This window comes from Bacillus sp. FSL E2-0195, from assembly GCF_038003645.1.
In the GTDB taxonomy this organism is placed as follows: domain Bacteria; phylum Bacillota; class Bacilli; order Bacillales; family Bacillaceae_G; genus Bacillus_A; species Bacillus_A mycoides.
This window is the reverse complement of sequence record NZ_JBBOPN010000001.1, coordinates 421,120-433,830: the sequence shown is the minus strand read 5'-3', so window position 1 is coordinate 433,830 and position 12,711 is coordinate 421,120. Positions and strand designations below refer to the sequence as shown.

12 protein-coding genes and 1 other annotated feature are annotated in these 12,711 nt (G+C 36.7%); of the genes, 4 read left to right on the top strand and 8 right to left on the bottom strand.

Annotation, left to right across the window (positions count from 1 at the left end):
* Positions 1-153: 153 nt before the first annotated feature.
* Positions 154-1,308, top strand: coding sequence for a cell wall anchor protein (locus MHH59_RS02240; RefSeq protein WP_340850794.1), 1,155 nt, complete (start codon positions 154-156; stop codon positions 1,306-1,308).
* Positions 1,309-1,576: 268 nt separating this feature from the next.
* Here MHH59_RS02240 and proS read toward each other — a convergent pair whose 3' ends face one another.
* Positions 1,577-3,007: a proline--tRNA ligase gene (gene proS / locus MHH59_RS02235; RefSeq protein ID WP_002124994.1), complete on the bottom strand. Its 1,431-nt coding sequence runs from the start codon at positions 3,005-3,007 to the stop codon at positions 1,577-1,579.
* Between the two features lie 45 nt (positions 3,008-3,052).
* Positions 3,053-3,260, bottom strand: a binding site (T-box leader).
* Between the two features lie 93 nt (positions 3,261-3,353).
* Positions 3,354-3,647, bottom strand: coding sequence for a YesK-like family protein (locus tag MHH59_RS02230; RefSeq protein ID WP_002124993.1), 294 nt, complete (start codon positions 3,645-3,647; stop codon positions 3,354-3,356).
* A gap of 154 nt (positions 3,648-3,801) precedes the next feature.
* On the opposite strand from MHH59_RS02230, the gene MHH59_RS02225 reads away from it, so the two are divergent.
* Together MHH59_RS02225 and MHH59_RS02220 are read left to right on the top strand one after the other, a co-directional pair.
* Positions 3,802-5,115, top strand: coding sequence for an alkaline phosphatase family protein (locus MHH59_RS02225; RefSeq protein ID WP_002124992.1), 1,314 nt, complete (start codon positions 3,802-3,804; stop codon positions 5,113-5,115).
* A gap of 108 nt (positions 5,116-5,223) precedes the next feature.
* On the top strand, positions 5,224-6,507 hold the full coding sequence (locus tag MHH59_RS02220; RefSeq protein WP_002169236.1) for an MFS transporter: 1,284 nt from the start codon (positions 5,224-5,226) through the stop codon (positions 6,505-6,507).
* A gap of 75 nt (positions 6,508-6,582) precedes the next feature.
* On the opposite strand, the gene MHH59_RS02215 is transcribed toward MHH59_RS02220, so the two are convergent.
* The 6 genes from MHH59_RS02215 to MHH59_RS02185 all read right to left on the bottom strand — a co-directional run bounded on the left by MHH59_RS02215 (position 6,583) and on the right by MHH59_RS02185 (position 10,014).
* Entirely contained in the window at positions 6,583-6,834 is a 252-nt protein-coding gene (locus MHH59_RS02215) for a helix-turn-helix transcriptional regulator (protein WP_003187029.1), read from the bottom strand.
* Between the two features lie 71 nt (positions 6,835-6,905).
* Positions 6,906-8,123 carry an MFS transporter gene (locus MHH59_RS02210; RefSeq protein WP_002124988.1) on the bottom strand — a complete coding sequence of 406 codons (1,218 nt, stop codon included), beginning with the start codon at positions 8,121-8,123 and terminating at the stop codon, positions 6,906-6,908.
* 66 nt (positions 8,124-8,189) lie between these two features.
* On the bottom strand, positions 8,190-8,771 hold the full coding sequence (locus tag MHH59_RS02205; protein ID WP_002124986.1) for a TetR/AcrR family transcriptional regulator: 582 nt from the start codon (positions 8,769-8,771) through the stop codon (positions 8,190-8,192).
* 293 nt (positions 8,772-9,064) lie between these two features.
* Positions 9,065-9,304: a hypothetical protein gene (locus tag MHH59_RS02195; protein WP_063226365.1), complete on the bottom strand. Its 240-nt coding sequence runs from the start codon at positions 9,302-9,304 to the stop codon at positions 9,065-9,067.
* Between the two features lie 13 nt (positions 9,305-9,317).
* On the bottom strand, positions 9,318-9,632 hold the full coding sequence (locus MHH59_RS02190; protein WP_201055447.1) for a thioredoxin family protein: 315 nt from the start codon (positions 9,630-9,632) through the stop codon (positions 9,318-9,320).
* Positions 9,633-9,642: 10 nt separating this feature from the next.
* Entirely contained in the window at positions 9,643-10,014 is a 372-nt protein-coding gene (locus MHH59_RS02185; protein ID WP_002010200.1) for a DnaJ family domain-containing protein, read from the bottom strand.
* A gap of 372 nt (positions 10,015-10,386) precedes the next feature.
* Between MHH59_RS02185 and MHH59_RS02180 the strand changes: the two genes are divergently transcribed.
* On the top strand, positions 10,387-12,411 hold the full coding sequence (locus MHH59_RS02180; protein WP_078175995.1) for a glycosyl hydrolase family 18 protein: 2,025 nt from the start codon (positions 10,387-10,389) through the stop codon (positions 12,409-12,411).
* Positions 12,412-12,711: the final 300 nt, after the last annotated feature.

Here is a 12,711-nt window from a genome sequence, read left to right as displayed (position 1 = left end):
GAAATACACCTCCTTTTTCTTATGAAGTGGACTTGTTCAGTGCCCTCCCTTTTTCTATATATAGTTTTTTTGCATAAAACTCTTTTTCCTATGAAATATTACAAAGGGGTGTATTTTAGATGGAACAATAATTTTTTCTTCAGGAGGAAAACAATGACAAAAATCTTCATTTTAGCATCAACACTTTCTTTATCCTTTTTTAGCGGCTTAAATATTGGTAATGCTGCAACTGAAAACTTCAATCCAATAACAAACGCTATTGTACAAAATAACGATAATTTAGCAGAAGGTAATTCAAAAGATAATAATAAACCTCCAGGAAACAATGGTTCTCAGGACGATAGTGGTTCTGACGGCAATGGTTCTGGTGGCAACGGTTCTGGTGGCAACGGTTCTGGTGGCAATGGCTCTGGTGGCAGTGGTTCTGGTGGCAACGGTTCTGACGGCAATGGTTCTGGTGGCAACGGTTCTGGTGGCAGTGGTTCTGGTGGCAGTGGTTCTGGTGGCAGTGGTTCTGGTGGCAATGGCTCTGGTGGCAGTGGTTCTGGTGGCAACGGTTCTGACGGCAATGGTTCTGGTGGCAACGGTTCTGGTGGCAACGGTTCTGGTGGCAGTGGTTCTGGTGGCAGTGGTTCTGGTGGCAACGGTTCTGACGGCAGTGGCTCTGGTGGCAGTGGTTCTGGTGGTAACGGTTCTGACGGCAATGGCTCTGGTGGTAGTGGCTCTGGTGGTAACGGTTCTGGTGGCAACGGTTCTGACGGCAATGGTTCTGGTGGCAACGGTTCTGGTGGCAACGGTTCTGGTGGCAACGGTTCTGGTGGCAGTGGTTCTGGCGGCAGTGGTTCTGGTGGCAACGGTTCTGGTGGCAACGGTTCTGGTGGCAACGGTTCTGGTGGCAGTGGTTCTGGTGGCAGTGGTTCTGGCGGCAACGGTTCTGGCGGCAACGGTTCTGGTGGCAACGGTTCTGGTGGCAGTGGTTCTGGCGGCAACGGTTCTGGCGGCAACGGTTCTGGTGGCAACGGTTCTGGTGGCAGTGGTTCTGGTGGCAGTGGTTCTGGTGGCAGTGGCTCTCAGGGAGGCAACCGTGTTAAAGGCGACAGCAGTTCTCAAGGTGGCAATGGCTCTCAGGGAGGCAACCGTGTTAAAGGCGATAGCGGCTCTCAAAGCGGTAACGCAAAAGATAATGCAACAAAACAAGGCAATAAATTGCCTAATACTGCAACGCATTATCCTGCATCTATTTTAATTGGTCTTTCGACATTCCTAATTGGTGTGTTACTATTTATTCGTCGTAAAAACGCAAAATAAAAAAATCATCCTTCCATCTAAAAATACATGAAACAGATTATAAAGTGAAACTTTAATCAGTGGGGATTTTGTTCATCCCCCACTGATTATTAACCTTCACCAATCGGGCTTTTACGGGCAGCAGGGCTCCCACCTAACTTCTTTGCTCCAGCCGAATTTTGAAGTGGGAGTTTTACTGCCTGACAAATAGCGGGATAAAACTAAAAAGGACTTTGATTGCATTTTATTATGCAATCAAAGTCCTTTTTGCCATCTAGTAGAAAGAGCATTAATACGCTTTTCCCCAATACACCATCTGCTTCGCTTTTTTACTACAGCAAATACATTCGTCAGCTAAACTTTCTTGTTCGAACGGAATACAACGTGAAGATACTCCAACTTCTTCTTTTAATTTTTCTTCACAAGCTAGTTCTCCACACCACATCGCTTTAATAAATCCTTGCTTTTCATCAGCCGCTTTTTTCATCTCTTCGAAATTCGTCACACTATACGTATTCTCATCGCGAAATACTTTTGCTTTGCTAAATAAAGAATGGTGAATTTCCTCAAGTAGTACTGGAATGCGTTCTTCTAATTGATCCATTGATATAAACTCTTTTTCTTTCGTATCTCGCCTTACAAGTACAACTTGATTCTTTTCAATATCCTTTGGACCAACTTCTAATCTAATTGGAACACCCTTCATTTCATACTCATTAAATTTCCAGCCAGGTGTTTTATTGCTAGCATCTATTTTTACACGTGCAACCTTCTGAATACGTCCTTGCAACTCTGTTGCTTTTTCTAATACACCTTCTTTGTGCTGAGCAATAGGAACGATAACAACTTGTACTGGAGCGACTTTTGGCGGCATTACAAGTCCGTTATTATCGCTATGAACCATAATAAGTCCACCTATCATTCTTGTTGATACACCCCAAGATGTTTGATGTACGTATTGCCATTTACCGTTACGGTCTAAAAACTTAATATCAAATGCTTCAGAGAAATTCGTTCCAAAGTTATGAGATGTTCCTGTTTGAAGTGCTTTTCCATCATGCATTAAACTTTCAATCGTATAAGTTGCCTTCGCTCCTGCAAACTTTTCTTTTTCTGTTTTTTGCCCTTTAATAACCGGAATCGCTAAATACTCTTCACAAAAAGCAGCATATAGATTTAAAATATTTAATGTTTCAATTTGAGATTCTTCTGCCGTTTCATGAATCGTATGACCTTCTTGCCATAAAAATTCAGTTGTACGAAGGAATGGTCTCGTCGTCTTCTCCCAACGAACTACTGAACACCACTGGTTATATAACTTTGGTAAATCATTATATGATTGAACAATTTTTGAAAAATGCTCACAGAATAGAGTTTCAGATGTAGGACGTATACAAAGTCTTTCCGCCAATTTCTCATCTCCGCCATGAGTAACCCATGCTACTTCAGGAGCAAATCCTTCAACATGATCTTTCTCTTTTTGTAATAAACTCTCTGGAATAAACATTGGCATGTACACATTTTCATGACCAGATTCTTTTAATTTTTCATCCATCACTTTCTGCATATTTTCCCATAATGCATAACCGTATGGACGTAAAATCATACAACCTTTCACACTTGAATAATCAACAAGCTCCGCTTTTTTTACAATATCGGTATACCACTGAGCAAAGTCTTCTTCCATTTTCGTAATGGCTTGTACTTGTTCTTTTACCATAGTTATTCTTCCTCCTTTAGAAAATAGAAAAAGCCCGCGTCCCCAAATAGGGACCGAGCTTTGTCGGCGTTACCACCCTGATTCATACACAAAAAAATTGAGTATGCTCTCTTTTTGATAACGGGAATTTCCCGCTGCATATGCAGAACTCAAAGGTAGGTTCCATATCGCCTCTTTAAGAATCTTCCAGCCAAAAGGATTCTCTCTCTGCCAAAAGGTAAGACATGTACTATTCCTTTTTCATCGTTATAACAAAATAAATTTGTTGAATATCATAATATAAATTTTATTTCAAAACAAGAGCCAATTTTCTTATTTTTATACATTATTTTCAATTATCACTGTTTTATACGTAACTTTTCCGAACTATTTTTACAAGTTGATGAGCAACCATACCAATTAGTGTACCAATTAAAACGAAGAAACAAATAAATCCGTATCCCATTCCTTCCCAACCACCAATAGCGATCATTGTTACAGGAAAGAAAGCTAAACAAAGAAGTACTAAACTAAGTGCAAATATAATATCAAACTGTTTGTCTGGAAAACGTTTCTTTAGTAAATATGACATAAAAAATACAAGGAGAACGGTGACTCCACCAATGATGTAAAAGATACCAAATCCATCTAGCCAATCCATAGTATTCCCTCCTTCCATTCATTCCCTTATACTTATTATATGTTTAATTTTTCTGAAAATAAATAACGAAATTTTATTCAAAAATATATTTTTATTACCAGGTATTAATAGTAATATATAAGAATAGGTTTTATATAATCAGGAGGGAAACTTTATGGATAAAGCATTAACAAATCGCGTCATTATTTTATCTTTTGACTGCTTATCAGCTTTAGATTTTCCTATATTACAAAAACTACCTAATTTCCAAACTTTAATAAAAAGGGGCGCAATTGCGAAAAAAGTGGAGCCAATTTATCCTTCTGTAACATATCCAAGCCACTCAACAATCGTAACCGGTAATTATCCTAATAAGCATGGCGTTGTCAGCAATACATTACTTCAACCAGGACGTGAGTCACCCGATTGGCATTGGTACCGAAAGTCCATTAACGGGACAACTTTATATGATGAAGCACGCAAAGCAAATTTAACGACAGCAGCCCTTCTATGGCCTGTTACTGGAAGAGCAAATATCGATTACAATTTACCAGAAATTTTTCCAAATAGACCGTGGCAAAATCAAATTTTAGTTTCATTATTTAGCGGTAGCCCGCTATATCAATTAGATTTAAATCGTCGTTTCGGCCATATACGAAATGGATTGTCACAGCCTGAGCTTGATAATTTCGTCCTTGCTTCTGCCGTACATACAATTCAGACGAAAAAGCCTAATGTTATGTTTGTACATTTTACTGATTTAGATACTCAAAGACATTACCATGGCTTCGAGTCTGAGGAAACAGTAGCTGCAATCCACAGACACGACGAACGCCTCGGAAAAATTATCCATACATTAAAAGAAAGTGGTATATACGAAGAAAGTACAATTATTGCACTTGGTGACCATAGCGCTTTAAGTGAAAACAAAGCAATCCAATTAAATGTCCTATTCTGTCAAAAAGGGCTTATATCCGTAAATAAACGTGGAAAAATACACGATTGGAAAGCTTATTGCCAAAGCTGTGATGGATCTGCCTACGTACATGTAAAGGATAAAAATGATACTGAAACGATTAAAGAGATTCAACTTCTTCTTGAAGAGCTTCTTCAGGATAAACAAAATGGAATTGAATTTATTCTGCACGATGAAGATGCAAAAGAACGTGGCGCTGATGGTAATTGCTTATTTATGCTAGAGGCCATGGAAGGTTATTACTTCATTGAAAATTATACAGGTGATTTCATAAAAGAAATTAATAAAGAAGATGTTAATTCTAGTAAGAAATATACATTTGGAACACATGGATATTCCCCAACAAAACCTAACTATGAAACAATTTTTATGGCTGCTGGGAAAGGCATTCAAAGCGGCGTTACAATTCCGTATATGAGACTGATTGATGAAGGTCCGACTATCGCTAGGTTACTCGGTTTGCACTTAGGTGAAACAGACGGCGCAATTGTAGAGGATTTACTTCAATTGTAAAGAACTGTGTATATATGTAAAAGTTATGTAAAAATCATCACTGTTTCTCTTTTTATAATTTTTATTTTTGTACACTGTTAGTAGAACAAATTTAAGGGGGAACATTATATGAAAAAAATGTCCAGACAAGAAAAAAGCTGGATATTGTACGATTGGGCGAACTCGGTATATTCGCTCGTCATTACAACTGCATTATTTCCAATTTACTTTAAAGCAGCTGCAAAAGAAGCTGGACTATCTGGCGCAACTTCAACAGCCTATTGGGGATATGCAAACTCGGTCGCTACACTTTTAATTTCTATACTCGCTCCTATTCTCGGCACAGTTGCTGATTATAAGGGATTTAAAAAACGATTTTTCACATTCTTCTTTGGACTCGGTATCGTATTTACAAGTATGCTAGCAATTGTTCCAACATCTCAGTGGTACTTATTACTAGGATGCTATATGCTCGCATTAGTTGGCTTTGCTGGAGCAAATATTTTTTATGATGCATTTCTAGTAGATGTTACCTCTGGAGATAGAATGGACCGAATTTCTACGCGAGGTTTTGCATTAGGTTACATTGGGAGCACAATTCCTTTTATCGGTTGTATTGCTCTTATTATTCTTGCTCAAAAAGGAACTATCCCCTTATCAGTCGGAATTGCTAGTCAAATTTCCTTTGCAATAACAGCTCTTTGGTGGGGACTATTTACGATACCAATGCTAAAAAATGTAGAGCAAACACACTATATTGAACGTCATCCAAGACCAATTGCAATGAGCTTCAAGCGCCTTGCTAATACGTTTAAAAATATTAAAGAATATAAAACTGTATTTATGTTCCTAATAGCTTACTTTTTCTACATTGATGGGGTAGATACAATTATCACTATGTCTACTGCTTACGGAACAGATCTCGGTATTAGTGCAACCAATCTATTAATCATCTTATTTGTAACACAAATTGTCGCTTGTCCATTTGCTTTATTATATGGAAAACTATCGGAAACATTTACCGGTAAAAAAATGCTATATGTCGGCATTATCATTTATATCATTATTTGCACATATGCTTATTTCTTAAAAACGACGTTTGATTTCTGGATTTTAGCAATGTTAGTTGCTACTTCTCAGGGCGGGATTCAAGCACTTAGCCGTTCTTATTTCGCAAAACTAGTACCGAAAGAATCTGCAAATGAATTCTTCGGATTTTATAATATCTTTGGTAAATTCGCAGCAATTATGGGTCCGGTATTAGTAGGTGTCACAACACAATTAACAGGAAAAACAAACGCTGGTGTCCTTAGTATTATTGTCCTATTTATTATCGGTGGATTCTTATTAACTAGAGTACCTGAAAATGATACGTCCGTTACACCACCTAATCCGAAAACTAAAACAATATAAGAGAAAGATCCCCTTCACACAAGAAGGGGATCTTTCTCTTATATTTTTAACGATAACGCCCTACAATTAAAAACTCTAAAGCTTGTACAAAAATAGTTTATCGACAGTTGTTCCTAATACTTCTGCTAACCGGAATGCTAGTGCTAAGCTTGGATCATATTTATTATTCTCAATTGCATTTATCGTCTGTCTTGATACGTTACACTTATCCGCTAATGCACCTTGTGAAATATTATTTGCAGTGCGCAATTCATAGATTTGATTTTTCACACCGTTTCTCCTAACCTGTAAAATCGTTTTTACATCATCAGTATATAGTTGGGGCATGTCATTGTCAAAAGATTGCCACAAGAAAAGGGAGCAATTCTGCTCCCTTACAATAGCTATTTCGAAACTAATCAATTCGTCATTTCCTCTCGATTCACAATATCTTCTTTCTTTATTTGCATACGTAAAACCGGACCTATCGCAAATAAAATAAGTGCCATTGCTATACAAAATACAGTAACTAGTGAGGTCATCTCCTTCAATCCTCCAGCTAGTGAAGTTCCAATTAACATTGCCCCCATGAACAGTGGTAAAATCGTTCCATTTACTCTGCCAATCATATTTTCTGGTACAAGTTGAATCATAAGCGTACCGACAACGATATTGACACAGGCTAAACAAATACCTGTTCCAAATCTCATGAAACTAGTAATCCAAAATGATGTAGATAACCCTTCTACTAAAAATGACATCGCTAATATGCTCATACCGAATACAAACATCTTTTTCGGATTCACTTTTGAAGCGAAAACTGCAGCAACAATACCACCAATTAACATACCGATTCCATCAGCTGCGGCTAAATATTGAACGGCTTCTTTTTCCATTCCAAGCCGTTCTATTACAAGAAACACTTCTAATGGATTCGTTAGTCCAACAGCTAAGCCCATAATGGTGAAAGTGATCGTAATCATACGTAAATTTTTCGTATGAAGAACGTATTTCCAACCTTCTTTTATATCATTTTTTAATGAACCTCTCGCCACTTGCTCTTGTTCCACCCATTTTGGTAAAAATGAAAGAGCGATAGCAGATAACAAAAATAAAATAATTAAGCTATATAGTGACGTAAATAAACCAAGTTGTGTGTACACAAGCGATCCTACCACTGGTCCAAAAATCATAAATAGCGACTGTAATGTTTGATTAAATGCAATCGCATTTGCTACCTGTTCTTCTTTTACATAGCGTTTAAATATACGCGAAGATGATGGCTGAGAAAACTGACCTACAATCGCGGAAATGAGTGTTGCAAAAAATATAGCCTGCCAATAATCCAGCTTTAACAACAAGACAATTCCTACAATAGACAGTACACTTAATACATCTCCAGCAACCATCGTTCTTTTCGGATTCCAGCGATCAGCTAGCGCCCCACCGATAAACGAGAAAATAAAAATAGGTGCATATTCCATAACCGATAATAAAGAAACTGAAACTGGATCATTATTCGTTCGCTCCATTATGAAATACAAAAGAGCCATATTTCTGATCCAAATTGCAAATTGTTGTAAAATATCAGATGCCATAACGAGCATAAATGCTCGGTTTTTAAATAAAGCGTTCATTTTCATTCCCCTTTCATAAACCGACCGTTCGGTCTAATTTATTTTGTAAGAAAAGCAACTGACCTATTATTCAGCTGCCATTCCTTTTAACAATACATCTATTGCCTTTTTATAAATACGTTTCAGCTCTTTATAATCTAACTCGTAGTAAAGTACTCCAAGCCCCGATAATAATCCATTCACAATATACATAAGATCACGCGTATCATCTTCTTGAAACTCTCCAGACTGTATACCTGCTTCAATTAATTTCTCAACCATAACATATGATTCTCTAGTTAAAGCTAACAGTTCATCCAGAATTTCTTTACTTACAACTTGGCTCATAGAGAATTCCTCTATTGCATTTGAAATGGGTTGCTGTATGTCCTCTACATAATATTCCGCGAGACCATATAGTTTTTCAGTACTAGTACTATACAACTTCTCTTTTTCATTCCATTTTTCAAGCCAATCATACGTATGCTGTTTCACTACAAATAAAAATAATTCTTCTTTACTTTTAAAGTGATAATAAATGCTTCCTTTACTTCTCTCTGTAATTTCACAAATCTCTTCCATAGATGTAGCTGCATAGCCCTTCTGTGAAAACAGACTTTCTGCTTTATAGGCAATTTCTTTCTTTATCTCTTCTGCGCTTCTTCTCATATTCACACCTCTTTAAACCGACCGTTCAGTCTAATAATAACAAATAAAAAACCTCTATCGCAAGAGGCTATACTCCTTATTTAAGAAAACGTACTTTCAAACCACATTCGAATCATATGTATTATTCCAAATTTAAATCCTCATTTAGTAAGAAATACGGTTCCCTTTTCATTTCCCCTAGCATGTTAAAAATATTTAATCAAACGTTTGTTTAACTGTTTTTATGCATATGTAAGCCAACTAATCAAACGTTTGTTTAAAAAGAAATACGCCCCCTATAAGGCGTATTCTCATCAATCACCACCGCAGCTACCTCCACTATCTCCACCAAAAGAACCTCCGCAATCATGTGAACCGCCATCGTGCGAGCTATCATTATCCGATCCAGCAAAGAAAAATAATGGTGATGAGCTGTTGGATGAATTATGAATGTTATTTTGTTTTGTAAGATTTACCTTCTTTTTGTTTGATCGAACTGCTGTTACGATCGTTCCAACTACAACAAATAATAGTATGACAATAATAAATTCCATATAAAAGCCTCCCTTAATCTTCGAATAATTGAATGGTTCTCTCTAAATTTTCAAGTGAAATGAAGCGCGATTCACGAAGGATCTCTTTTCCATTATAAAATAATAAAACTGTTGGCCCTGTAAATACTGCATATCGCCCCGCAATCTCTTGCATGTCTTGTAGTAATATTTCTACTTTCTCTACGTAATCATAATTCTCTAATACGCAATTTACTTTTCTTAACATAACATCACAAACACCACAATTTTCCGTTTTAATAAACAGCAGTACTAATTGTTGTCCTTCAATATATGTCGCTAATTCTTCTATCGTTTCAAATATATTCATCTTATCCCTCTTAGCGTAATTTACGAAATACTTTACCCTGATACATACGAAAAGCTGAACTATCTTTAATCTTTCTCTTTTCCATTACCTGCTGAAAACGCAGCGTTTTTGCTGTTAACTCTTCTTGTAATTCTTTTCTCTCTACTTCATCATAACAGCACGCAATTAAGTCTTCTATTTTTAATATATCTTTTTGTAGTTCCATTTCTGGTGGAATCATACCTGCATTTTTCAAGATTTTATAACTCATTCTAAGTTCTGGAGGTACCATTGAAAGGTCTTCTAATTGTAGTGGTTTTCCTTTCCCCGGAATATGATCGAGATCACCATTCCGTATTGCTTGTCGAATTTTTTCTTCAGCAATGTTCAAAAAGACATCCACACCATTCGCTCCTTTACATATTTTTACTATTATTTTACATGATATTTTCTCATCTTGCTACGCTATTAAAAATTGACTTTATACAATTTTTTCTCAAATTTAATTACAAGGAGTCTTTTCCTCCCTAATCAATATTTTATTTTCATGTGTAGTCTGTATTAGAGCCATTTAATATTGAGAAAATCTTTGTGAATCCAATAAAGCGTTTACACCAAATCTTGCATTTGCTACGATTTAATCACCCCCAGCTCCCTTGTATAGACTTCGTGATGTCTGATCATTTTTATCTAGACTTTTCATACGTCTAGATTCACTTTGGTTTATTGGCGCATGCCTTTAAATATATCTTTTATTTTGAAAGGAGAAATGACTATGAGATCAAAAAAATTCACGCTGCTATTACTATCCCTACTACTTTTCTTACCTCTTTTTCTCACAAACTTTATTACTCCAAATTTCGCATTAGCAGATTCACCAAAGCAAGGTCAAAAAATTGTTGGGTATTTTCCTTCATGGGGCGTTTACGGACGTAATTATCAAGTTGCAGACATTGATGCATCAAAGCTAACTCATTTAAACTATGCTTTCGCTGATATTTGCTGGAATGGAAAACATGGAAACCCTTCTACTCACCCCGATAATCCAAATAAACAAACGTGGAACTGTAAAGAATCTGGTGTACCACTGCAAAATAAAGAGGTCCCTAATGGCACTCTCGTACTCGGTGAACCATGGGCTGATGTCACAAAATCTTATCCGGGATCGGGTACAACTTGGGAAGATTGTGATAAATATGCCCGCTGTGGAAATTTCGGAGAACTGAAACGATTAAAAGCTAAGTATCCTCACTTAAAAACAATTATTTCAGTTGGTGGCTGGACTTGGTCTAACCGCTTTTCTGATATGGCCGCTGATGAAAAAACAAGAAAAGTGTTCGCTGAATCTACAGTAGCTTTTCTTCGCGAATATGGATTTGACGGCGTTGATTTAGACTGGGAATACCCGGGTGTTGAAACGATTCCTGGTGGTAGTTATCGTCCTGAAGATAAACAAAACTTCACCCTTCTGCTTCAAGATGTTCGAAATGCATTAACGAAAGCTGGTGCAGAAGATGGTAAACAATATTTACTAACAATCGCGTCAGGTGCAAGCCAACGTTATGCGGATCATACAGAGCTAAAGAAGATTTCTCAAATACTGGATTGGATTAATATTATGACATACGATTTCCACGGTGGATGGGAAGCTACTTCTAACCATAATGCTGCACTATACAAAGATCCAAATGACCCCGCAGCGGATACGAAATTTTACGTAGATGGTGCGATAGACATTTATACAAATGAAGGGGTTCCAGCGGATAAACTCGTATTAGGTGTACCTTTTTACGGACGTGGATGGAAAAGTTGCGGAAAAGAAAATAATGGGCAATACCAACCTTGTAAACCAGGTAGTGACGGAAAGCTCGCTTCTAAAGGTACTTGGGATGATTATTCTACCGGTGACACAGGTGTGTACGATTATGGTGATTTAGCATCTAATTATGTGAATAAAAATGGTTTTGTTCGCGGATGGAACGATGTAGCGAAAGTACCTTATTTATATAATGCGACTACAGGAACCTTTATTAGCTATGATGACAATGAATCTATGAAATATAAAACAGACTATATAAAGACAAAGGGTTTAAGTGGCGCAATGTTTTGGGAACTAAGCGGGGATTGCCGTACAAGTCCAAAATATAGTTGTAGTGGACCAAAATTACTTGATACGCTAGTAAAAGAATTACTTGGTGGACCTATTACTCAAAAAGATACTGAACCACCAACAAACGTAAAAAATATTGCTGTTACAAATAAAAATTCAAACTCAGTTCAATTAAACTGGACTGCATCTACTGATAACGTAGGCGTTACTGAATATGAAATTACTGCCGGAGAAGAGAAATGGAGTACAACAACAAATAGCATTACAATTAAAAACTTGAAACCTAATACAGAATACACATTTTCAGGATTAGCAAAAGATGCTGCAGGTAACAAATCACAACCTACTTCTATTCTTATAAAAACAGATGATGCTAACACAACACCTCCTGGTGGAAATGGCAATGCTACCTTTTCAGTCACTTCAAATTGGGGAAGTGGTTACAACTTCTCAATTATAATTAAAAATAGCGGAACGACCCCTATTAAAAACTGGAAATTAGAATTTGATTATAACGGCAATTTAACACAAGTTTGGGATTCTAAAATTAGTAGTAAAATAAATAATCATTACGTAATTACGAATGCAGGATGGAATGGTGAAATTCCTCCTGGTGGATCAGTTACAATCGGAGGGGCAGGAACAGGCAATCCCGCCGAACTTGTAAATGCATCCATTAACGAAAACTAAACGTAACCTCCATTAATTATTTCACTAAAGTTTGAATTTAGGTTTGAGTGCTCTATCCTAAATTCAAACTTTTAATTTTATGAAAAATCACAATTTATATTATAATAACCTATTATAATTATATTTAGTTTCTAATATGAAGTTCGCGTGAAGTTCATCTGAATTTTACATGAATTTCCTTTAAGTTCTATTGTCTTCCCATACTAATCACATTATCCTTTACATATAGGAATCATTTCCATTCCATTTCAAACTATCTATATATATAAAAAAGATAGTAGCCTATTAGGGAAAGGCATC